The sequence below is a fragment of the [Clostridium] citroniae WAL-17108 genome, assembly GCF_000233455.1.
Taxonomy (GTDB): domain Bacteria; phylum Bacillota; class Clostridia; order Lachnospirales; family Lachnospiraceae; genus Enterocloster; species Enterocloster citroniae.
This window is the reverse complement of sequence record NZ_JH376427.1, coordinates 223,929-247,042: the sequence shown is the minus strand read 5'-3', so window position 1 is coordinate 247,042 and position 23,114 is coordinate 223,929. Positions and strand designations below refer to the sequence as shown.

Here is a 23,114-nt window from a genome sequence, read left to right as displayed (position 1 = left end):
TATAGAATTGTTAAAAGTAGAAAAACGCTTTTTCAGGTAGTCAGGTTCTATTCTACCAGAAGTTTTGATGATTGTAGCGACGAGAAAAGATTTGTGAACATCGACACCACAACAGGTTTGGTAAGTAACTTTCATAGTCATGCTCCTTTCTAAAGTAAGATAAGAAGCCATTGACTGAACTGCCACACAATTTAACCAAGGCGTTAAAACAATTCTTAGTGTACGGACTCGTAGTACCACTTATTTGTGCTTGAAAAGGCAGGACTTACACTGATTATAATGCTGTCTAAAACGAGAAAGAATTTACAACTCCTCCTCCCGTGCTTTGTAGTATAGCTTCTTAGAAGCATTATCTCACGGAGTAGAGGTTTTGAAAATCTTTCATTACTATTTGTGCCGCGCCCGAAGGCGCGCGGAATGGAGATTATAATGATATTACTTGTGTGGTTTGCAGCTCCTTTTGTGGAGCTGGGCATCATAATCGGACTGGCGGTGAAGATCAGCCATCAGAAGAAAAAAATAGAACAGCTCACAGAATGGCTGAAACAGCAGAGGTTTGCAGCTTTTGGCAGAGACGGGACTAACGGATGTGGGGAACAGGAAACGTGTAATGAGACCTTACAGCAGGTTCCCATACCCTCTTCCCGGACCGATCTGTGGACGGCGCCCGGGGGGAATGAAATACAGACGGCGGACCGGGAAGGATCTGCGGACCGGGAAGCACCCGCGGACCGAAAAGCACCCGCGGACCGAAAAACCTTAGAACATAATGTGATAAATGCACGCAAGGAAAAACGCTGTAAGAGAAATGCGGCACCGGATTCCACATTTTATCAGGGAACGGCAGCGCTGGTGATCGGGGTCATTTTCGTGGTGTTGGCCGGATTGATCTTTGCTACCACGGCATGGCATATGCTTCCCAGCTTTTGCAAAGTTATAATGGCTTTTGGGTTTGCGGGCCTGTTCTTTGGGGCGAGCCTTTTGGCAGGAAGGGTTTTTAAAATCAAAAGGACAAGTCAGGCTTTTTACATACTGGGCAGCGTATTTTTATTCCTGACCGTGCTGACAGCAGGCTACTTTGGACTTTTGGGACCGGAGTTCATACTAAAAGGTGAGAACAGATGGCGGGTTCTGTGGGCTGGAAGCATTGTGACGGAAATGGCCATGTTTGCAGGGCTGAAGAATTTCCAGGACAGGATTTATACCCAGGCCTGCCTGTGGGGAATGACGGTGAGTATGACATTCCTGATGGGAGCATTGAAGCTGAGCTGCGGGGCATGTATCAATGCCATGATATACTATTCCTTCCTTTTGGTTGCCTGGGATGCGATCCGCAGAAAGAGGACAAAAGGAGATAGGGGAAAACAGGGGGTAGATGGAACGGGCGTATCCCGGCCAATGATGGATGCAATGCTGGATGAGGGATTCCGCTTTTTTGTACCCCTCCATTTTTGGATATTCAGTGCGGCCATGGCGTTTCAGGCTGCTTTGGGATTCATGGGAACCTTCACAGGTCATATGGTTTTCTCACTGTTTCCAATCACTTTATGGAGTATGGTTGGCCTTGGAATGGCAGCAGCGGGTATTGCCATTATTGCCTTGAGGAACAGGACTCCCTTTATGCAGACTCTGCACAGTGTTTCACTGGCTGTGTTTTTCCAGTACGCAGGATTGGGCATGCCGGTGGATTTTACTTACCAGTTGCTGATCGGGGCGGTATTGACCGGAGTATGTTTTTTGGCTGAGAGGAAAATGGGCAGTCCGCTGGGCAATTTAAATGGAGAATGTATCTTTACAGCAGGTTTGGCGGTGGACACGGCACTCTTAATACGTATCTCCCTGTTTGCACAAAATGGGACGGGGGAGCAACTGGCAGCTTCTGCATCTATCATACTGCTGGCAGCGGTGGCAGCGGATTGGAGCAGAGGATATCCTTTGCTTCGCGGAGTTATTCCTTTTATCCTGTTTTTCCTCACTGTTACGGGAAGGACAGCGCTCATACGGTCCTTTGACCTTCCAATCAGATATGATGTGTGTCTGATGGCCTTTACAGCGGCTGTGTCGGTATGGGATGTGGTTAAAAGGGACAGGTTCCAAATATCCGTGCTGGTGATCGGAACAGGGGCGCAGGCGGCCTTTTGGATGATCGGTTGGGGACCGCTGCCGTTTTTTATCCTCCTGTCAGCATATCTGTTGGCTGTATCCTTACATCAGGAGGAGGAGATGAGGGAATGGTATTTAAAAGGAAGCTGTATCTATTCTCTGGCCGGTGTGTTCATTGTTGCAGGCAGCATGACAATAAACAGTGTATTGCAGATGATGTGGGTAACCGGAGTATTTGCAGCAGAGTATGCAGTTGTATATTACCAGTGCAGAAAATGGACAAATGGTAAATTTTGGGATACCACAGGGGTTATTGTATTGGCTATGACCATGGGTGCATTTTATATAAATCCGTATCTGGCACTTTGGAACCTGATTCCCTGTATGGCCAGTTTTGCGGTATTTTATATGATGTTTTACCGGAACGGCCGTATCTGGCCTCATCTGGCAGCGGCCCTGTCCGTGCTTCCCGTGCCTGTGATCGTGGCTGGACGGTATGATGTGACCGCAAACCAGCTGTATGCTTTTACAGCCCTGATTCCTCTGGCCACCGGAATCCTGTTCCGCTGTTACAGACCGGTCATAAGCAGGCGGGAGACTATCCCTGTTTCATGGGACGTGGACTGGTTCCATATCCTGGTTATTCTGATCATCCTGCCAGTGACATGGTCCCAGAACCGGGGATGGAGCTGTGCATATACGTTTCTGACAGCCTTGTACGTACTCCAATACACGTCCCTGAAGCAGTACAGGAAAGAGGCTTACACCCTGGCCCTGTGTCTGACGGTTCTGGCGTTCTGGAGACAGCCCTTTGTGGAGTGGCCTCAGGTCATATGGCTGGAGATACAGCTTTTGCCGGCAGTGATCCTTACCCGCCTTCTGTCTGTGATATGGAAGGATGAAAAGTTCCTTCCATGGCTTCAGACCGCGCTTTACAGCCTGTGTCTGGCTGCGCTGGTTCTGGACGCGTTTCACACGGGAAATGTGGCAGATGCCCTGATCCTGGAAGCCATATGTCTGGCTGTCTTCCTGTGGGCCCATATTGGGAAATGCACCAGGTGGATCCGTATCTCAGGCATTATCATCATTACCGTGGCCCTGTATATGACAAAAGACTTCTGGCTCAGTCTCTCCTGGTGGATATACCTGCTGGCGGCCGGTCTTGGACTCATTCTGTTCGCAGCAGTCAATGAAATGAAAAAGCATTAATCTTTTGACACACTATCGTTATAAGGCTATAATCAAAGGGACAGACCAATCGTGTATGCAGACTGTGCACAGCGGCCTGTCCTGTTGTCTGCCTTTTTGCAGAGGGGATCATACCCAAGGAGGTTTGGAACATGTTGGATATCATGCTGAGGACCGCATATCTTTTAGCCATTGGCCTGTCTCTCTATACATCGGGATGGCTGATCATAAAGGCGGATAAAAACAAGACCACGGGAGCCCTGGCGGTATGCCAGCTCCTTATCATAATATGGTGCATTCCCCAATTGTTTTCTGCCCTTCCCATGAATCGGGGAATGAAGTACCTGGCTTATGTTATTTCCTATCTGGGCATTAGTTTTATTGGCCCTGCCTGGCTGGAATTTGCTTTTTTGTACAGTAAAAGGAAATTAAACCATTGGGCGGAGAGTCTTCTGTTTGGCATTTCCGCCGTGAATTATTCCATTCTTCTCACCAATGAATATCACCACCTGTTCTATATCATGTTTGAAGTGGAACAGGTGGTCTATGGCCCTGTGTTCTATATTCATATGGCATACACATACCTTTGCGTACTGGCTGGCATGGCGGTGGTACTAATGACGTTTAAAAAGAACCGGGTGGCATTGTCCCACATGGCAGTGATCCTTTTGTCGGCCGCAGTACCGCTTGGGTTTAACCTGCTCTACATGACTGGACTGGTCAGGAGCGGTTTTGACCTGACGCCCCCGGCATTTGCCCTGTCCAGCATCCTGATGCTGCTGGCCGTTTTCCGCTATGATTTTCTGGATGTGAATACCATGGCCTATGAACAGATCTTTGATACGATTTCAGAAGGGGTGGTGGTGTACAACCAAAGGGGGAAGATTACATACTGCAATGAAGCCGTGAAAACGTGGTTTGGATTGAGGAACGGCGATGAAGCAAAGGAGATGTGGAACATGCTAAAGGACAGGGGGATCCGGGTGGATGGAGAGCCGGGGACGGGCCTCCGTCACCCCGGCATATCGGACACCCAAGATCCCGTGGCAGGCAGCACGGTCCTTACCCTGGATGACGGGCATGAGAAACGGAAACTGGAAGTCAAACATTACAACTGCTGTGATAAAAAGGGGAAGATCGTGGCAGGAACTGTGATGTTCTCGGATGTGGGACGATATTATCAGCTTTTGGAGCAGGGAAGAGAGCTGGCAGTATCCAACCAGAAACTGGCTATTGAACAGGAACGCAACCGCATTGCACAGGAGGTACACGACACAGCCGGTCATACCCTGACCATGATCAATTCCCTGTTAAAGCTGATCCGTATCGATTACGAAAGCGGGGGCACGGGCGCTGGTACGGGAGAATATCTGTCTCAGGCCCAGGAATTGGCAGGAAGTGGTATCCGCCAGCTGCGCTGTTCCATTAACAATCTCAGGCAGGGAGAATCCTATGGACTGATCACACAGGGCGTCTACCAGCTGGCCGCAAGCGTAAAGGAGATCGAGGTGGAGGTGGAAATACAGGGCGAGGACAAACAGGAGTATTCTTATCTGTCGCCTGTTGTGTATGAAAGCCTCCGGGAAGCGATCACCAATTGTCTCAAGTATGCAGAAGCCACCCATATGGATGTGATCCTCAAATTCAGCAGCAGTCTTAACTTCTATATATTTGACAACGGCCAGGGATGCAGCAGCATAGAGGAGGGCAATGGATTGAGCGGTATCCGCCGGAGGGTGGAACGGGCTGGGGGCAAGGTTAGAACCATATCCGGAATAGGGGAAGGTTTTCAGATTTATATCAATCTGCCCCTGCGGGATAGGGAGTCCGCGTAGCGGCAGATAAAAGAGAGGGGGATTTTATGATAAAGGTAGTGATCGCTGATGATATCCAGATACTGAGACAAGGGCTTAAGGCAATCCTAGAGCAGGACAGTGACATTCAGGTGGCCGGATTGGCAGCGGACGGCAGGGAGGCATGGCAGCTATGCAGGAAGGTGAAGCCGGATGTGGTTCTGATGGATATGCGCATGCCCCAGTATGATGGAAGCTACGGAATTGCAAAGATCAAGGAGGAGTTTCCGGATATCAAGGTCCTGGTGCTCACCACTTTTGATGACAGGGAGACGGTGGACGCGGCTGTGTGCAGCGGGGCGGATGGGTACATCCTAAAGGAGATGGAGGACGATAAGGTTATCCAGTCCGTAAAAACAGTATGCGCCGGTATCCGGGTGTTTGGAGGAAGCGTATTTGAAGGCATGCGCCGACAGATGGCGCCCTCGGGTTTTAGGCCGGATCAGGCCATGGACCTTACGCCCAGGGAGCGGGATATCATGCGGCTTGTGGCCCAGGGCATGGACAACCGGGAGATCGCGGCAGAGCTTTTCCTGGCGGAGGGCACTGTGCGCAATAATATCTCCCGTCTCTTAGAAAAGCTGAAACTGAAGGACCGTACCCAGCTGGCTGTTTTTGCAGTGAAGAACAATCTGGATTAGACTGCGCTTCTATATACCATGAGCAGCGGTCAAAGCTATGGGCGGGATGATCCGTGATCTTAAAATCACTTTCATCTGGACTGTGTAAGGGGATTGTGGTAGAATAACGGCAATGACCAAGAATAAAGGCAGGGTACCCCAGATGAAATTTTTAGAAAAACATCCGTTGATAATGATCGTGATCGGAATAGCCGGTATCTCCTTATCGGCTATTTTTGTTAAATATTCCCAGGCGCCATCTGTTGTCACAGCCTTTTACAGGCTTGCGTGGACCGTTGTGCTTATGACTCCGGTGGTTTTGGGAAAAAAGGAATGCAGGCAGGAACTGATGGGGGCCAACAGAAGGACCGTACTGCTGTGCGCTGCCAGCGGTCTGTTCCTGGCCCTGCATTTCACCTCATGGTTTGAATCCCTGACCATGACCTCGGTGGCCAGCTCCACTGCAATTTCATGTACAGAGGTCATATGGGTGGCCATGGGATACGCACTCTTTTTAAAAGGAAAGGTTTCCCTGGCAGCGGTGGGAACGATTTTTGTGACCGTTGGCGGGAGCATGCTCGTTGCGTTTTCCGATTATTCATCAGGAGGAGACCACCTGTTTGGGGATATCCTGGCCCTGGCAGCTGCCATATTCTGTTCCGTGTATACCCTGATCGGGCGTCAGGTCAGAGGCTATATGTCCACCACGATTTACACCTATATTGTATATGTGTTCTGCGCCCTGGCCCTGGGACTTGCCACTGCTGCCAGCGGGTTGGCGTTTACAGGGTACGGTATGCGTTCCGTGATGGTGGGATTCCTTCTCAGCGTATGCTCCACCCTGTTAGGGCACAGCATTTTCAGCTGGTGCCTTAAATTCCTCTCCCCCTCCTTTGTATCTGCTTCCAAGCTGTGTGAGCCTGCCGTGGCCGCTTTGTTTGCCCTTTTCCTTTTTAACGAAGTGCCAAAACCGCTTCAAATCATGGGGGGAGCGGTTACAATCGGGGGTGTTCTTCTTTATTCGCGGGTTGAGAAGAAAGAAAATGTTAAAAAAAATTGTCAATAGTATGATAAATGCGCCGAAAACTGTGGTAATTATCTGGAAAAAATTATATAATAGTGATAATAAGATACAATGGTAATCTTCCCGGAAGATGATTTCGGGCAGCCGGAAGGAGGTATCACTATGAATGAGAAAAAAACTCATGAGAAAATATCTCATTTGAGGAGAATTCTGGATGACAGTACCTATACAGTGGCGCTCTGTGGCTCCGGTATGATGGAAGAGGGCGGTTTTATAGGCATTAAGAAGCAGGATAAAGCCTATGACATTGAGAACCGGTACGGTTATGGTGTGGAGGAGATGTATTCCAGCGCATTCTACAATACCCGTCCGGAACAGTTTTTTGAGTTTTACAAAAATGAAATGCTGCACAACGCACCCAGGGACACTCCCACCGGCCCGGCTTTGGCGGCCATGGAGCGGGACGGGAAACTTCAGTGCGTGATCGACAGCAACATTTACGACAGCCCCCGCAGGGGAGGCTGCCGCCAAGTGGTCAATCTCCACGGGAGCATTTATCAGAACCAGTGTCCCAGGTGTAAGAAAAAGTATCCTTTGTCCTATATCATGAACGCCAGGCGGGTCCCTATCTGTGAAACCTGTAATATCCCTGTAAGGCCCATGATATCCCTGGTGGGAGAGATGGTGGACAGCCAGAACATGACAAAGACCACGGAGGAGATCACTAAGGCAGATGTGTTGCTGCTCCTTGGAACAACCATGGCCTCCGAGGTATTCAGGCAGTATATCAAGTATTTTACAGGAAGCCATATCGTGATCATACATAAGCAGGAGCACTATCTGGATAAAGAGGCGTCCCTTGTGATCCTGGATTATCCTATGAATGTGCTTCCAAAACTTGGATATGGGGAAAAAGCTTAGGATTTCCTTTCAATTTTATTACGTCAATTCCATTTTCTGGTTCATGTGGTATAATTGCCCCAGGCATAAAACCGTATAAGGAGAGCGTATATGAGGAATATCCGTAAACGTCTGGGGCTGGGGATACTGTCCCTGGCATTGTGGGCAGCAGCCCCTGTAAGCGCCATGGCCGGACAGGCAGGGCCGGGGGCGGTTTATCAACCGTCTGTGAACGGTATCAATATCTATGTAAGCAAAAAAGAAAACACAGTGACCCTGAACCGTTACAGTGCTGTGATCGGTACATGGCCGGCTAAACTGGGCAGGGAATCGGCCACAGGGGACAAAGTGCAGCAGGGGGATGAGATCACCCCTTCAGGCAAGTTCTATGTGTGCACCATGAATGACAAAAGTCAGTATTATCTGGCATTGGGGTTGTCTTATCCAAATATTGAGGATGCTGAGAGAGGCCTTGCGGACGGTCTGATCAATCAGGAACAGTACCAGGCCATTGTGGACGCAAACAAGGCGGGAGAAAAGCCGCCCTGGGATACGCCTTTGGGCGGAGCCATTGAAATACATGGAGAACAGGGAGGCGGCACTGCGGGATGTATTGCCGTGACCAATGATGTTATGGATACGCTGTGGCAGTACTGTAACGTGGGAGTGCCGGTTACCATCGGTCCTTAATGGAGACAACAAACTAAAAGCTCCCGGATGTGACATGCCGGGGGCTTTTAATAGTATTGCGCTATAGGAAGCGGCTGATCGTTTGCTTTAGTTCCGCTATGTCCAGCGGCTTTGCGATATGGCTGTCCATTCCGGCTTCCCTGGCAGCCTGGATGTCCTCGGCAAAGGCATCGGCGGTCATGGCCAGGATCGGTACGGTGGCCGCGTCCTCCCGGGGAAGTTCCCGTATCAGCCGGGTTGCGGTATATCCGTCCATGACAGGCATCTGGATATCCATGAGGATGAGATCACAGGAATGAAGAGGAGAGTGGGAAAATGCTTCCACGCCCTGGGCGCCGTCACATGCCGCCTCTACCCTGGCGCCCACAGCGGTCAGCAGTTCCACTGCGATTTCACGGTTCAACTCGTTATCCTCCACCACCAGGATGGTGCTTCCCGTAAAATCATACCGGCGCTCCCTGTCTCTTTGGCCGGAAGCAGGATCACGCCCAAGGACATACCTGTTCAGTCCTCTCATGAGGGTGGAGGGAAACAGGGGCTTTGGCAGGAAGCCATTTACGCCTGCGGCAATTGCGGGCTCCTCAATTTCAGCCCAATCATAGGCGGAGACGATCAGGACCGGCACATCGCGGCTGACCTGTTCCCGGATCTTTTTCATGGTTTCCAGGCCATCCATTCCGGGCATTTTCCAATCCGCGATCACGGCGTCAAAGTCCCGGTTATGCCGGTGGGCCGTTATAGCCTGTTCCAGGGCTTCTTCACCGCTGGTGACACAGGTGGCATGGATTCCCAAGCCCTCCAGGAGATGAATCGTATATTCACACATAATGGTGTCATCATCTGCAACCAGGATCCTTAGCGGAGGAAATTCCCACTGCTCCATGGATTGGTCTTCAATGCGGAGAGGGAGGCTTACCGTGAACCTGGTTCCCTTTTCCCACTGGCTTTCAACAGTAATGGTTCCGCCCATTAATTCCACTATCTTTTGTGTGATGGCCATGCCAAGGCCGCTGCCTTCGGTTTTGTCCACCCGTCCGTCCCGTTCCCTTGTGAACGCGTCAAAAATATGATCCAGGAACTCCGGCTTCATACCGATTCCCGTGTCGGTGAAGGTAAATATCATCTGCGTTTCACCGCTGGTTTCCGAGGGGATCTCCTCTATATTTATTGTGATCCGTCCCTGGCTGGGAGTGAATTTGGAGGCATTGGACAGGATGTTAATGAGGATCTGCCGCAGACGGAGGGTGTCACAGGAAAATTGTTCGTGCACTATGTTCTTTAGCTGGATGGAAAAAAGCTGTTTGCGGGATTTTAGCATGGGCTGTACAATGGCGATCACATTTTCCATGACTTCGGGGAGATTCATGGAATCATACCGCAGGGCCATTTTTCCGCTTTCAATCTTGGACATGTCCAGAACATCGTTGATCAGGCCCAGCAGGTGCTGGCTGGACAGGGAGATCTTTTTCAAACAGCTGCCCACCTTTTCAGGGTCATTCAGGTGGGCAAAGGCGATCTCCGTCATCCCCACAATGGCGTTCATAGGAGTCCGTATGTCATGGGACATACTGGAAAGAAAGTCAGACTTGGCCCGGTTGGCCCGCTCGGCTTCCTTGAGGGCATTTTTTAACATCTCAGAGCGCTCTTCCAGCTGCTTTTGAAGTTCCTTCTGCTCGGTGATGTCTGTAATATCAATGTAGATGATAAGGTAAAACGGGCGGCCGTTCACCCAGTCGATACAGTCACCGTTGACCTGGAGCCACACACTGTTCCCCTCCTTATTACGGGCTTCCAGCGTAAAATGGACGGATCTGCCCGCTTGCATCAGGGGCAGGTTCTGTTCAAAGGTGAGTTTGTTTTTTTCCGTCATACAGTTGGACAGACCGCAGGAAAGGCTGTCACAGCCAAAAAATCCGCGGAATCGGTCATTGGCCTCCAGAAGCTGCAGGTCCCTGCCCTCCACCATGAATTTGGCCGCGAAGCCGGGAAGATTATTATAGGTAACCGACTGCTCCTTTTGAATACGCACCAGGTCGTCAATATTGGTAATACTGGTGTAGGCAACCTGACAGCCGTTTACATACTCATCCGCAAATGCTGTGGAAAATTTCACCCATATATACTGGCCGTCTTTCCGGCGAATACGTGATATCAGACTGTAGCCGCTTTGGTTGGTGTTCCTTGCCTCCACCACCGTGGCTGTCAGCCGCGCCCATTCTTCCGGATCTTCCCTGTAATAAAGGTCACACTGGTTATGGAAAATATCTTCATACTCGTCTTTTGACCAGCCGATCAGCTGATAATAAAAATCATTGGCCCAGATAACGGTGTAGTGTTCATCCAGCAGATGCTTGCTCACGCTGACACCTAACAGCCGCATCAGGGTGTTATATTCGTAATATGTGGATAAGGGTCCGCCGGGAGACCCTGCATAAGTGTCGTTTGCATGTTCATTCATAGTCTCATACTCCCACAACCTTGTTCATAAGTATACATTTGAAGTATTATATCAAAAATTCCATGAAATAACAAGAGACCGTGGCAGAATCAAAGAATAAATGCTATAATATCTCAAAATACGTTTGAAGGAGGGTCTGCATTGGATTACAGCCAATCCCGTTTAATATATGAATATTACGCATCACGTATCCGATTCGGATATTACAGAAAGGGGGATGTCCTGCCTTCTGCCGGTGAGCTGTGCGAGAAGTTCGGGATATCCAGGCAGACCATTCGCAGGGCGTTTGTGCAGCTGAACAAAGAGGGATATGTGGATGTCTCCCCGGGCAGGAAGAGCGCGGTGGCCTATGATGTCTCTGACCAGGAAATACAGCAGTCACTCAGGGAATACTTTCTTGCCAGAAAAGATATGATGCCCGGTGTCAACCAGTCCCTTCTGCTGGTGCTGAGGCCTTTGCTGGAGGAGGGATGCAGGCGTCTTAAGGCGGAAGAGATGGAGGCTTTGGGAAGGAGTATTTCCCAACCGGGTATGGAGGCTTCCGAAATCTCCCTCAGATGCTGTTACGTCATGATGAAGAGTCTGGATAATCCTTTGGCTATGAACCTGTATAATGAAGCGCTTCTGTATTACAGATTTCCGTGTTTTCAGAAAAATATGGGTGAATTTGCCTATGGTGGGGAACATGCCAAAGCCATTGGGGCACAGATGATATCCTCCTGCCGGAATCTGGATAAGACAGGATTCTTACATGGCTTTTTTCAGCTGCAGAAGGAGTTTTATAATGCCATTATGGAGTATTTGGCATCTGTGGAGGACCAGAAGGACGTGCCTGAACCGGCCCTGTTCCAATGGACGGTCTACCGGGACCGGCCCCAATGCTGTTATACTCTGGTATCCAACCTGATCCGCCACGTGCTGGAAGGAGGCTATGCTGAGGGGGATTATCTCCCCTCCTATGGAGCGATCGCGGAAGCATACAGTGTATCCTTCAGTACTGTCCGCAGGTCGGTTGAACTGCTGAGCGCCCTGGGGGTGGTCCATACTGTCAATGGAGTGGGGATCAGGGTCATGTTTTCTGCCCCGGATGTGGATAAGCTTTGTATGCCTGCGGTCAGCAAGAATTTTCAGATGTTTTTTAACAGTATCCAGATCGTATATTATACCTGCGACAGCGTGATCGGGGCAGTGTTTTCACTTCTGAAGCAGGAGGAAAAGCGAGCCCTGAAGTCCTGTATGGAAGAACAGACGCGGTTTGGCGGATTGTTTTATCTGGTCTTTGATTCCGTGATCCGTTTGCTGAGGATCCATTCCCTAATGGGATTCGGGGAGGTATGTGATAAATTGTATGAATTTTTATTGTGGGGATATCCTTTTATCCACTTGGCTGAATTGGACGAAACCGCTGGTGGCGCGTCCCGCATGCTGGCGGAAGGGCTGGAACGTGATGATGGGGGACTGTACAGCCGGGGGGTAAAGGCTTTGGTGGGAAAGATGTACAGGACCGTAATGAAAGCGCTGAATCAAGAGTGAGGACCGGAACGTTAAGCCGGAACGTTAAACCGGAGAGATAAATTTGTAAACCAGAAGGATACATCAGAAAAGGTGGAGCCGAAACACAAGTATGTGTCCGGCATCCACCTTTATTTTTTAAACAGCAGATCCTGATGAATCTGATCCCATCCGGTGTCAATCGTCCTCTTCCGGGGCCAGTTCCGTTGTCGCCACCTTTGGCGGCATGGCATAGGAAAAAATGATAAAGCAGATAAAGGCTGCCACAAGGCCCGGTATGATGGGCTGGCTGAATTTAATTCCGAAGAGCATGCCTTTGGATACGTGCTCCAGATACACGACCACAACGGTCCCTGCAATCAGGGAGGCGATGGTTCCGGCCGTGGAGGCTTTTTTCCAGTAGTGCCCCATCACATAGGGGAAGAAGGAACCGGCGGCCCTCAGGGTGAAGCAGAACATCAGGATGGATACAATGCTCTGGGTATTAAAGAGTGCGATAAGCATGGAGGCAACGCCTACCAGGCACATTACCACTTTTGTCACGGTCATAACAGACTGGCTGGAGGCATCCGGTTTTAGGACTGCCTTATAGATGTCGTTGGCAAATATAGAGCCGGCGCCCAGAAGGTCGGAGTCGGAACTGGACATGGTAGCGGAGATGATCCCGGCAAACAGCAGGCCGCAGATCAGGGCGGGCATGGTATTGATGGCCAGAACCGGCAGGGCGTAGCGGGCGCCAACGGATTCAAACTGGGTGGAACTGAACTTGCCCATGTTGATCAGGGCCAGGGTGATGATGCCCAGGATGGTGGGGATAAATGCATAGATAAAGTTCACCAGTGCAGCCAGCCATGCGCCTCTCTTGGCAGCCTTTTCATCCCTGGCGGCATAGAAACGTGATACTGCCTCCTGGCCTACGGAGAAGGTGGCCGTGTACATGATGACCAGGGAAATGATCCCAAACAGGTCATAGCCCTGGAACATGTTCAGGGTTCCCTCCGGAATATTGGCAGTGACCTGGCTCCATCCTCCCGCATAGTTCATGGCAAAGGGGACTGCAATGATCATGCCGATCACGATCAGGAATACCTGGACAAAGTCGGTGAGAGTGACACTCCAAAGGCCGCCCATGATGGAGTAAACGGTTACCACCACTGCCACAATGATTACCGCAACCTGGTAATCGATGTTCAGCATGGTGGAAAGGATAACGGCTGAGGCAATGAACTGTCCGGCGGTAAGACCCACCAGGGGAAGCAGCATGATGACGGCTGTGATGATGCCGCAGGATTTGCCGTAGCGTCTGCGGAAATACTCAGGAACCGTCTTAACGGTCGCGGCCCGGAATTTGGGGGCAATAAAGCTCAGGATGATAAAGGCGATTCCCATGGTGGTAATATACCAGGAAGCGCTGAGGCCGTATCCGGACATACCGTTTTGCACAACGCCCAGGGAACTGCCGCCGCCGATCTCCGTGGCTGCCAGGGTTCCGGCCATGAGAAGCGGGCCGAGACGGCGTCCGGCCACCATGAAGTCGGTGTTGGTGGATATTTTGGTGGAAGAATACCAGCCAATCCACAGCATAAAAAGCAGGTAGACGATTACGATGATTGTTACAATGATATTTGTACCCATAAAATCCCTCCTGTATAAAATTTTTGTAACTGTTCAGAACGGCTCATATTCTTGACCGGAAGAGCCGGTCAAGAAGCATCGGATGTCCATCCGATGTGAAAATGGGCGCCAAAACGGACTTATAAGCAAGCGTAACGCCCGCTTTTGCACCCGTTTTTCCGCCGTCCTGAACTGTTACATATTTTCATACAATAAGTGTATCATACCCCTGCTGTTGGAATAAATAACCACTTCTGCAGAATTGATACCGAATATGACATTTAAATCCCAAACTTGACTTATGGAAGGAATGCCCATAAAATAGAGAAAAACGCTGTAGAGAAAACTGCGGATCTTATGGATACAGACCAGGGAGTCTGCCGGAGGGGGATGAAAACGTGCTAAGGATTGCTGTCTGTGACGACACAAGGGAAGAGTGTGATTTCATAGTGGAATACGCGTCCGTATTTTTTGAAGGGCGTCAAATGGCAGTGCATATTGATACATATGAAAAAGGGAGCGAACTCATAGAAGCCGGACAGGAGTATGACCTGTATCTGCTGGATGTGCTGATGCCTGGGCTGACCGGCATTGAGACAGCGGCCAGGCTGGGAAAGGGGAATCACGCGGTGGTCTTCATCACCTCATCCCTGGAGGCCGCGGTGGATGGGTACAGCGTCAATGCGGCAGGATTTATCCTAAAGCCGGTGGAAAGGAATCATTTTGAGGCCACCATGGAACGTGTGGTAAACCAGTACCTGGGAGAGCGGGAAGCGTGTATATCCGTTATCCACAACCGTGTTCCCGTACACCTTAAGCTGGAGCGGATCGCCTGGTTTGAGAACCGCCTGCACCGGGTATTTGTGACCCTGACAAGCGGGGAGACGCTGGCAATCGGGCAGAAGCTGTCGGAACTCCAGGAGGAGCTGAAGGAGCATCCGCAGTTTTTGCGCTGCCACCAGAGCTACGTGGTGAATCTGGAACAGGTGGAGCGGTTGGAGGATTCCTGCTTTCACATGAGGGAGGGACAGCTGATCCCCATTTCCAGGAATTTTTACAAGCAGAGCAAGAATGCATATTACCATCACCGCCTGAAATGAGGTTTTCATGAACGATAACGCATGTACGATTTTTCTGAATCTGATTAACCTGGCAGTGCGTATGATGCCTATTTTCGTATGTTTGGAGCCAAAGCACAGGAACCGGGAGAATATAGCGGCAGTGTCAGCCTATCTGTGGGTCATCATGGTATCCATGCAGTCCTTGTTTCATATTCCCCAAGAGATCTTTTTTGTTTTCCAGGGCATCTTTTCATGCCTGTTTTTCCTTGTGCTCCTCATCTTTTTTCAGGGCAGTCTGCTGAAAAAGGCATTTCTTTATGTTTCAGCATGGCTGTTCGCCGTGCTTTCCACATCCCTGAACGAATTTGCAGCCTGGGTGCTGGGCAGCCGTGTTCCCTTGTCCTACGGCCAGATCTGTGTTCTGGTATCCCTTGTTTCCGCGGCCGGCTTCTGCCTGTTTGTGCGGTTCTGGCTGAGAGATGCGGTGGACCGCCTTTTTTCACAGCTTTCCACCCGTTCCTGTTCCCTGCTTCTCACCTATCCCTGCGTTTCCCTTGTGGTGCTTGCCATTGGGACAAACAGCATTTTCTCCCCTCGTTCCCTGGCATCCCGGGGGATCCAGGATATCCTGTTCTTTATGGCCCTCTGTGCCATGATCCTGATCCTCTATGTGATGATCCTGGGAAATACCCTGGAGATCACATGCCGAAGGAAAACGGAGGAGGAACTGCAGTTTGCAAGGCAGCTGATCGGAAAGCAGAGGGAGCACTATAACCAGACCCTTGATTATATTGAGCAGGTGCGTATCATTAAGCATGATTTCCGGCACCATATCCATGCCCTGCAGAACATGGAAAAGGAGGAGCAGGACAGGTACCTTAAAAACCTCAAGGAGGAACTGGACCGGACGGCCCAGATGGTATTCTGCCAGAATCAGGCAGTTAACGGACTGCTTCAGGAATATGCAGCCAGAGCACGCCAGGAGGATATCACCTTTGAGGCCAGGGCCGACCTGTCGGCGCACGTGCCCGTGGATGACCTGACGCTGTGCATTGTTATCGGAAACCTGCTGGAAAATGCCTTTGAAGCCTGCAGGCGCATCAGCGGAGCACGTTTTATACGGGTCCAGGCCCGGTGGATGGATGACCATCTGATGATGATGGTGGAAAATTCCTATAACGGACAGATCACACAGAGAGGGGGAAAGATCCTTTCCAGCAAAAAGGACGGAGGTCTGGGCATGCTCAGTATCCGGAGGATCCTGAACCATCCCGGGGATGAGTTTGATGTGGATTATGACGGCACAACCTTTACAGCCATGGTGAAGATCGTGGACCGGGCCATGGCGGAGTAAGGCGTGCCCAGGGGAAGAATGGAAAAATGGATTGCATTTTTCCCAAAAAGAGTTATAATGAGTATTGTTAATACAGACAACGGGGAGCTCACTTAAGTGGGCTGAGAGTAAGCTGTTCATGCTTAGACCCATTACCTGATTTGGATAATGCCAACGTAGGGACCATAGGAGATCATATGCCGGCGGTGCACCTGTTTTGGTGCACCGCCGTTTTTGTGCGGAATGGGCCAGGTGTGGAATGGGCCATACGCGGAACCGGCAATATGTGTCATCGGTGGATATTATCACTCGGTAAAAGGGAATCAGCCCAATGGGCACCCAGGCGGCAGGCTGGGGGCACCACCTTCTGTCGCCTAAGAAAATTAATGCGAAAAGGAGAATAACTATGTACACAGCATTAACAATCGCAGGAAGTGATTCCAGCGGAGGCGCCGGCATCCAGGCGGATTTAAAGACAATGACCGCTCATGGGGTATATGGAATGAGCGCGATCACTGCTCTGACTGCACAGAATACCACCGGCGTAACAGGGATTATGGAAGTGACACCTGAATTTTTGGGTGAGCAGCTGGATGATATCTTTACAGATATCTTTCCGGACGCAGTCAAGATCGGGATGGTTTCCTCATCGCGGCTGATCGAGGTGATCGCAGATAAGCTGTCCGCCTATCATGGGGTAAATATCGTGGTGGATCCGGTCATGGTGGCCACCAGCGGTTCCAGGCTTATAGATGAAGCAGCGGTCCAGGTACTGAAAGAACGGCTGATTCCCATGGCAGACCTTTTGACACCGAATGTCCCGGAGGCGGAAATCCTGTCAGGGATCAGGATCAATTCCCAGGAGGATATGGAAGAGGCGGCCCGGATCATTGGGGAGAACTGCGGATGTGCCGTGCTGTGCAAAGGCGGACACCAGCACAATGATGCCAATGACCTTTTATACAGAAACGGGGAGCTGCGCTGGTTTATGGGAAAACGGATCCAGAACCCTAATACCCACGGCACGGGCTGTACCCTTTCCAGCGCCATTGCCTCCAACCTGGCCAAGGGCATGGAGATGGATATGGCAGTGGAAAAGGCTAAGGCGTACCTCTCCGGGGCGCTTGGAGCCATGCTGGACCTTGGCAGGGGCAGCGGTCCCATGAACCATGCGTTTGCCATTAAAGGCGAATATTAGGGAGGGCGGGAATATGAGTGAAAAAAGAACTTCTGTGTTCAGCAACGGGCTGATCTGGTTTGGGGCAGGCGTGTCCATTGCAGAGATACTGACAGGCACTTACCTGGCTCCACTGGGATTTGAAAAAGGCATAGCCGCCATTCTTCTGGGTCATGTGATCGGCTGCGTGCTGCTGTTTTTGGCCGGACTCATTGGGGGTTATACCAGGAAAAGTTCCATGGAAACCGTTAAAATGAGTTTCGGTGAGCGGGGAAGCCTGCTGTTTTGCGCCCTGAATGTGCTGCAGCTGGTGGGCTGGACCTCCATTATGATCTATGATGGGGCGCTGGCAGCGGGAGGCATTTTCCCGGCAGGGAAGTGGATCTGGTGCCTGGTGATCGGAGGATTGATCCTGGTGTGGATCCTGATCGGCATCCAGAATCTGGGGAAGATCAATACCCTGGCTATGGGAGCCCTCTTTATCCTTACCCTGATCCTGTGCCGCGTGATCTTCACAGGCTACGGGGCAGCGGAAGCAGTTTCAGGGGAGGCCATGAGCTTTGGAGCAGCAGTGGAGCTGTCCGTGGCAATGCCTCTTTCCTGGTTCCCGCTGATCAGCGATTATACCAGGGAGGCAGAGCGTCCGTTTGCAGCAACAGCGGCAAGCGCAGCGGTGTACGGCGTTGTGAGCATTTTTATGTATGTCATAGGAATGGGGGCTGCCATTTATACAGGCGAGTACGACATTTCCATCATTATGGTAAAGGCCGGCCTGGGACTGACGGGCCTGCTCATCATTGTACTTTCCACGGTGACAACCACCTTCCTGGACGCGTATTCCGCGGGGGTATCCAGTGTGTCCATTTCCCAAAAGATCAAGGAAAAGTGGGCGGCTGTGGCTGTTACGGTCATAGGTACCGCGGCGGCCATGATGTTTCCCATGGATAATATCACCAATTTTCTGTATCTGATCGGTTCCGTGTTCGCTCCCATGATCGCCATCCAGATCATGGATTACTTTTTCATAAAACAGGATCACAAAAGGGAATCCTTTTGCATTTCCAATCTGGTCATATGGTTTGCGGGGTTTGTGATCTACCGAATCCTTATGCATGTGGATACGCCTGTGGGCAGCACGCTCCCCGACATGGCGGCTACCATGGGCCTGTGCCTGGTATATTACCGTGTGACGGCAGGCCATAAAACCAACACCCAAAATGTGATAAAAGTGTGATAATTTTATAAAATACTTTACTGGACTGTTCATGGATGTTACAATATGCTCTGGCAGTTTAAAACCAGGGCGTATGGGCTGCGGCACAGTGCATGCAGTTTACATATGCGCCCAATTAACCGGGGGCCCGGGAACAAAGGGCGGAAGATCCCGGATGAATGAGGAGTGTTTATTATGAAAAAATGGATATGTGCAGGTGCGGCAGCCCTGCTGGCAGTTTCCATGCTGTCCGGCTGCAGCGGCAGATCAGGCAGTTCATCTGCCCAGGCTCAGACCACCCAGGCCCAGACTGAAAGCCAGACAGAATCCGCAAAGGCGGAGGAGACAAGCGGCAATGCAGAAACAGGCAGCGCAGCAAATGGCAGTGAAGCAGGGGTAAAGGAAAGCGAAGCAACCGGCGGTCCGTCCGCTGAGGAATTGGAGGCAGCGGCCGGAACCCATCATGTGAAGATCACTGTAAAAGATTACGGCACCATTGACGTGGCGCTGGACGGGGACAATGCCCCCATAACGGTTGCCAATTTCCTGAAGCTGGCAAAGGATGGATTTTATGACGGGCTCACCTTTCACAGGATCATGAGCGGTTTCATGATCCAGGGCGGAGACCCCTTGGGCACAGGTATGGGCGGTTCCGATGAGGAGATCAAGGGCGAGTTTGCAAGCAATGGTGTGGAAAATCCGCTGTCCCACACAAGGGGAGCCATCTCCATGGCCCGTTCCCAGATCAAGGACAGCGCCAGCTCACAGTTTTTTATCGTGCATGAGGACAGCACATTCCTGGATGGGGAATATGCATGTTTCGGATATGTGACAGAGGGCATGGAGGTTGTGGACGCCATCTGCAAAGATATCCAGCCAGTGGACAACAACGGCACGGTCCCTAAAGAAAACCAGCCAGTGATCCAGAGCATCGAAGTAATAGATTAAGAAGTTTCGTAAACATTCAGCCAGCCGGAATAAAAACGCAGCCGCCGGGGACCCCATCGATTGAATCAATGGAGTTTCCCGGGGCCTGGGGCTTAATTTCGGCTGGCTTTTTATTCAAACCGCCGCCGTATCCGCCGCACCATTCCCATTCTTCTAATCAATGGATGCACCCCGCCCGCCCCTTCGCGTAATTCCCAATTTATGAAGAATTCTTACATTTTTATTTTAACGGTTGAAATTCTCCCAAAAGGTTGTTATGTTAAGTAGGCAGCCTGACCTTTTTATGGCAGGGCTGGAAAAGAAGTGAAGATTGGGGCTAATTATTTATGCGCATTGTAAAAAAAGGAAGAACAATTGGGAAAATGCTTTTGACGGTCATGACAGCCGCGGCTTTTACGGCCTCATTAGCAGTGACATCATTGGCTGACCAGAACGCGGATACCACCAGGTTCGTACCCGGCACAAAGGTAAACGGTGTGGGGATCGGCGGACTTACAACAGATGAGGCAAAAACCAGGATAGAAGGTTTTTATGACGGTGAATATACCCTGACCATAAAGGAACGGGGGGACAAAGAGGAACGTATTAAGGGAACGGACATAGGATATAAGGTGACGGTGCCGGAAGGTCTCCAGGCTATTCTGGATGCCCAGAACGCCTCGGGGCGCAACTCGGGACCGTCCACGGACAACTCCCATACCATGACCATGACCGCGGCCTACAGCGAGGAGGCTTTGACAGCCAAGATCAGATCCCTGGCCCTTATAAGCGGTTCTAATATCACAGTCACCGCGGATGCACGTGTGTCATCCTATGAAGAGGGACAGCCATTTACCATTATACCGGCAGTACAGGGGAATAATGTGGACGAGGCTAAAACAGAAGCCCTGATCAAAGAAGCGGTAAAGGCAGGGCGGACATCCGTGGATATAGACGGGGCCGGCTGTTATTACCAGGTGAATGTGCGGGAGGACAGCGAGGAACTGAAGGCCCTGTGTGATACCATGAACAGGTATAGGACAGCAACTGTCAATTATGTGTTCGGCGATGTTAAGGAACCCCTGACCGGGGAGATGATATGCAGCTGGATTACAGGCAGCCAGGGCACCACAGCGGTGCTGGACCAGGAAAAGGTGGTTGCGTTTGTGGCCGGACTGGCTGCAAAGTATGATACGGCCGGAACTGCCAGGACCTTCCACACTGCGGGGGGAAAGGATGTAGAGATCACCGGCCCCTATGGATGGAAGCTGGATGTGGCGGGGGAGAGCGCAGCCCTTACCCAGCTCATACAGGCAGGACTGGCCGAGGGAGAACAGGACCGGGAGCCGGTGTATGCAGCCACAGCTGCCAGCCGCACTGCGCCGGACTGGGGGAGTACCTATGTGGAGATTGACCTCACCGGACAGCATGTGTACATGTTCCAGGAGGGCAGCCTTGTATGGGAAGCTCCCTGTGTAACTGGAAATATCGCTAAGAACTACGACACGCCTGCGGGCATTTACAGTCTGACTTACAAAGAAAAGGACCGGATCCTGCGTGGAGCAAAAAAGGCGGATGGAAGCTACGAATATGAGAGCCATGTGGATTACTGGATGCCGTTTAACGGAGGGATCGGCCTGCACGATGCGACCTGGAGAAGCAAGTTCGGGGGATCCATCTATCAGACCAGCGGCAGCCACGGCTGCATCAACCTGCCGCCGGACAAGGCAGCGGTTCTCTATGATCTGGTTTACAAAGGGATGCCGGTGCTCTGCTATGAGTGAGCATAGGCCGCGCCGGTGACCAAAAAGTATGGGAGACTGGGAAATGGGTGAGATCATCCGTTTCCCAGCCTCCCTTTTTTGTCCTTTTTCCGTAATAAGGACAGTCTGCTCCCCGCGGCTGACTGGAAGTGAAATCCAATTGTCTAAAATGTATGTCCTGGAGTGAGAATTTTGGTTTATTTTCTACTTGCAAAATAGATGCAAACAGAGTAAATTTATTCAGATGATAATCAGATGATGATTTAGAAGCAGAGAGGATACATAGTATGGCCAAGAGTGCGACAAAGGATATGACAGAAGGCTCGCCCGTAAAACTGATACTGGGGTTTTTCATCCCTATGCTGTGCGGGCTTTTGTTCCAGCAGCTTTACAACATGGCTGACACCATTATCGTGGGAAAGTTTCTTGGGGTAAAGGCATTGGCGGCAGTGGGCTCCACAGGCTCCATCAATTTTATGATCATCGGCTTCTGCCTGGGGGTGTGCAGCGGATTTGCCATTCCTGTGGCCCAGAAGTTTGGTGAAAAGAATATGAAGGCCCTGCGGCGTTTTGTGGCAAACGGCGGCTGGCTGGCCGCGGCATTCGCAGTGGTAATGACAACAACGGTCTGTCTCTTCTGCCGGGATATCCTGGAACTGATGCAGACGCCTGAGGATATTATCGAAGGGGCCTACAGCTATATTTTTGTGATCTTTCTGGGAATACCGGCCACCTACCTGTACAACCTCCTGTCCTGTACCCTGCGTTCCCTGGGGGACAGCACCACGCCCCTCTTGTTCCTGGTGTTTTCTTCCGTGGTCAATGTGGCGCTGGATCTGTTCACCATTCTGGTGTTGGACATGGGAGTGGCGGGAGCAGGGTGGGCCACCATAACTGCCCAGGCTGTGTCAGGACTCCTCTGCCTGTTTTATATGAAGAAGAAATACACCATCCTGAAGATGAATGAGGATGAATGGAAGCCGGACCGCCACTACATGAAGATCCTGTGCAACATGGGGATACCTATGGGACTCCAGTATTCCATTACAGCCATTGGAAGCGTGGTTTTGCAGACCGCGGTGAATTCCCTTGGCTCCATGGCAGTGGCTGCGGTAACTGCGGGAAGTAAGATCAGTATGTTCTTCTGCTGCCCCTTTGATGCGCTGGGTTCCACTATGGCAACTTACGGAGGCCAGAATGTGGGGGCACGCAAACTGGACCGGATCGATCAGGGGTTAAAGGCAGGATCCATGATAGGCTGTGTTTATGCCGTGATCGCTTTTGGGGTTTTGTTTTTCTTCGGCGACTTGATCGCACTGATGTTTGTTGATCCGGGAGAGACGGAGATACTGAGAAATACCAAATGGTTTTTAATTGCCAACAGCGTATTTTACATACCTCTTCTGTATGTGAACACGGTCCGGTTTATGATACAGGGACTGGGATTTTCCAGACTGGCCATTCTGGCCGGGGTGTGCGAGATGGCGGCCAGGACTTTTGTGGGCTTCTGCCTTGTACCGGTATTTGGGTACATGGCCGTGTGCATCGCCAATCCCGTGGCATGGATCGCTGCCGACCTGTTTCTGCTCCCTGCGTACCGGTATGTGATGAGGAATCTGAAGCACCTGTTTTATGGGAATGGGGAAAGTTAAATATAGCAGTTCAGGAAGAAGAGCCG

General features: G+C 50.9%; 16 protein-coding genes, 1 pseudogene and 1 riboswitch. Of the genes and pseudogenes, 14 read left to right on the top strand and 3 right to left on the bottom strand.

What is annotated here, in order from left to right:
* Positions 1–135 (bottom strand): annotated as a pseudogene (locus tag HMPREF9469_RS34190) (IS110 family RNA-guided transposase); the annotation flags it as partial.
* A gap of 294 nt (positions 136–429) precedes the next feature.
* Between HMPREF9469_RS34190 and HMPREF9469_RS22900 the strand changes: the two are divergent.
* From HMPREF9469_RS22900 to HMPREF9469_RS22875, 6 genes are all read left to right on the top strand, one after another.
* On the top strand, positions 430–3,312 hold the full coding sequence (locus tag HMPREF9469_RS22900; RefSeq protein ID WP_007867496.1) for a hypothetical protein: 2,883 nt from the start codon (positions 430–432) through the stop codon (positions 3,310–3,312).
* A 131-nt stretch (positions 3,313–3,443) separates the two neighbouring features.
* On the top strand, positions 3,444–5,126 hold the full coding sequence (locus tag HMPREF9469_RS22895; RefSeq protein ID WP_007867495.1) for a histidine kinase N-terminal 7TM domain-containing protein: 1,683 nt from the start codon (positions 3,444–3,446) through the stop codon (positions 5,124–5,126).
* A 26-nt stretch (positions 5,127–5,152) separates the two neighbouring features.
* Positions 5,153–5,785 (top strand): response regulator, encoded by a 633-nt coding sequence (locus tag HMPREF9469_RS22890; protein ID WP_007867493.1) that lies wholly within the window; start codon positions 5,153–5,155, stop codon positions 5,783–5,785.
* A gap of 142 nt (positions 5,786–5,927) precedes the next feature.
* On the top strand, positions 5,928–6,830 hold the full coding sequence (locus HMPREF9469_RS22885) for a DMT family transporter (protein ID WP_007867491.1): 903 nt from the start codon (positions 5,928–5,930) through the stop codon (positions 6,828–6,830).
* Positions 6,831–6,950: 120 nt separating this feature from the next.
* Positions 6,951–7,709 carry an SIR2 family NAD-dependent protein deacylase gene (locus HMPREF9469_RS22880; protein WP_007867490.1) on the top strand — a complete coding sequence of 253 codons (759 nt, stop codon included), beginning with the start codon at positions 6,951–6,953 and terminating at the stop codon, positions 7,707–7,709.
* 90 nt (positions 7,710–7,799) lie between these two features.
* The gene (locus HMPREF9469_RS22875; protein ID WP_007867487.1) at positions 7,800–8,378 is read left to right on the top strand and encodes a L,D-transpeptidase family protein; all 579 of its coding nucleotides are present in this window, start codon (positions 7,800–7,802) and stop codon (positions 8,376–8,378) included.
* Between the two features lie 61 nt (positions 8,379–8,439).
* Here HMPREF9469_RS22875 and HMPREF9469_RS22870 read toward each other — a convergent pair whose 3' ends face one another.
* Positions 8,440–10,836: a PAS domain-containing hybrid sensor histidine kinase/response regulator gene (locus HMPREF9469_RS22870; RefSeq protein WP_007867483.1), complete on the bottom strand. Its 2,397-nt coding sequence runs from the start codon at positions 10,834–10,836 to the stop codon at positions 8,440–8,442.
* A 141-nt stretch (positions 10,837–10,977) separates the two neighbouring features.
* Between HMPREF9469_RS22870 and HMPREF9469_RS22865 the strand changes: the two genes are divergently transcribed.
* Positions 10,978–12,369: a GntR family transcriptional regulator gene (locus HMPREF9469_RS22865; RefSeq protein ID WP_007867481.1), complete on the top strand. Its 1,392-nt coding sequence runs from the start codon at positions 10,978–10,980 to the stop codon at positions 12,367–12,369.
* Positions 12,370–12,525: 156 nt separating this feature from the next.
* Here HMPREF9469_RS22865 and HMPREF9469_RS22860 read toward each other — a convergent pair whose 3' ends face one another.
* A complete protein-coding gene (locus HMPREF9469_RS22860; protein ID WP_007867479.1) occupies positions 12,526–13,983 on the bottom strand; it encodes a sodium:solute symporter family protein in 1,458 nt (485 codons plus the stop codon).
* 377 nt (positions 13,984–14,360) lie between these two features.
* Here HMPREF9469_RS22860 and HMPREF9469_RS22855 point away from each other — a divergent pair, with 377 nt between their 5' ends.
* From HMPREF9469_RS22855 to HMPREF9469_RS22820, 7 genes are all read left to right on the top strand, one after another.
* The gene (locus HMPREF9469_RS22855) at positions 14,361–15,062 is read left to right on the top strand and encodes a LytR/AlgR family response regulator transcription factor (RefSeq protein ID WP_007867477.1); all 702 of its coding nucleotides are present in this window, start codon (positions 14,361–14,363) and stop codon (positions 15,060–15,062) included.
* Between the two features lie 7 nt (positions 15,063–15,069).
* Complete coding sequence (locus tag HMPREF9469_RS22850) at positions 15,070–16,377, top strand: ATP-binding protein (protein WP_007867475.1); 1,308 nt, start codon at positions 15,070–15,072, stop codon at positions 16,375–16,377.
* Positions 16,378–16,447: 70 nt separating this feature from the next.
* Positions 16,448–16,556: riboswitch (TPP riboswitch) on the top strand.
* A 206-nt stretch (positions 16,557–16,762) separates the two neighbouring features.
* On the top strand, positions 16,763–17,554 hold the full coding sequence (gene thiD / locus HMPREF9469_RS22840; RefSeq protein ID WP_007867473.1) for a bifunctional hydroxymethylpyrimidine kinase/phosphomethylpyrimidine kinase: 792 nt from the start codon (positions 16,763–16,765) through the stop codon (positions 17,552–17,554).
* Positions 17,550–18,767 (top strand): putative hydroxymethylpyrimidine transporter CytX, encoded by a 1,218-nt coding sequence (gene cytX, locus HMPREF9469_RS22835; RefSeq protein ID WP_082082566.1) that lies wholly within the window; start codon positions 17,550–17,552, stop codon positions 18,765–18,767. The genes thiD and cytX overlap by 5 nt, the downstream gene beginning before the upstream one ends.
* A gap of 174 nt (positions 18,768–18,941) precedes the next feature.
* The gene (locus HMPREF9469_RS22830) at positions 18,942–19,694 is read left to right on the top strand and encodes a peptidylprolyl isomerase (RefSeq protein WP_007867467.1); all 753 of its coding nucleotides are present in this window, start codon (positions 18,942–18,944) and stop codon (positions 19,692–19,694) included.
* 362 nt (positions 19,695–20,056) lie between these two features.
* A complete protein-coding gene (locus tag HMPREF9469_RS22825; RefSeq protein WP_007867464.1) occupies positions 20,057–21,457 on the top strand; it encodes a L,D-transpeptidase family protein in 1,401 nt (466 codons plus the stop codon).
* A gap of 266 nt (positions 21,458–21,723) precedes the next feature.
* A complete protein-coding gene (locus tag HMPREF9469_RS22820) occupies positions 21,724–23,088 on the top strand; it encodes an MATE family efflux transporter (protein WP_007867462.1) in 1,365 nt (454 codons plus the stop codon).
* The last annotated feature ends 26 nt before the right edge of the window (positions 23,089–23,114 follow it).

Coding starts and splice junctions, on each gene's coding strand:
- HMPREF9469_RS22830 (WP_007867467.1), top strand. CDS start 18,942: ATGAAAAAATGGATATGTGCAGGTGCGGCAGCCCTGCTGGCAGTTTCC.
- HMPREF9469_RS22885 (WP_007867491.1), top strand. CDS start 5,928: ATGAAATTTTTAGAAAAACATCCGTTGATAATGATCGTGATCGGAATA.
- HMPREF9469_RS22825 (WP_007867464.1), top strand. CDS start 20,057: ATGCTTTTGACGGTCATGACAGCCGCGGCTTTTACGGCCTCATTAGCA.
- HMPREF9469_RS22890 (WP_007867493.1), top strand. CDS start 5,153: ATGATAAAGGTAGTGATCGCTGATGATATCCAGATACTGAGACAAGGG.
- HMPREF9469_RS22850 (WP_007867475.1), top strand. CDS start 15,070: ATGAACGATAACGCATGTACGATTTTTCTGAATCTGATTAACCTGGCA.
- HMPREF9469_RS22880 (WP_007867490.1), top strand. CDS start 6,951: ATGAATGAGAAAAAAACTCATGAGAAAATATCTCATTTGAGGAGAATT.
- HMPREF9469_RS22870 (WP_007867483.1), bottom strand. CDS start 10,836: ATGAATGAACATGCAAACGACACTTATGCAGGGTCTCCCGGCGGACCC.
- HMPREF9469_RS22895 (WP_007867495.1), top strand. CDS start 3,444: ATGTTGGATATCATGCTGAGGACCGCATATCTTTTAGCCATTGGCCTG.
- HMPREF9469_RS22820 (WP_007867462.1), top strand. CDS start 21,724: ATGGCCAAGAGTGCGACAAAGGATATGACAGAAGGCTCGCCCGTAAAA.
- thiD (WP_007867473.1), top strand. CDS start 16,763: ATGTACACAGCATTAACAATCGCAGGAAGTGATTCCAGCGGAGGCGCC.
- HMPREF9469_RS22860 (WP_007867479.1), bottom strand. CDS start 13,983: ATGGGTACAAATATCATTGTAACAATCATCGTAATCGTCTACCTGCTT.
- HMPREF9469_RS22875 (WP_007867487.1), top strand. CDS start 7,800: ATGAGGAATATCCGTAAACGTCTGGGGCTGGGGATACTGTCCCTGGCA.
- HMPREF9469_RS22900 (WP_007867496.1), top strand. CDS start 430: ATGATATTACTTGTGTGGTTTGCAGCTCCTTTTGTGGAGCTGGGCATC.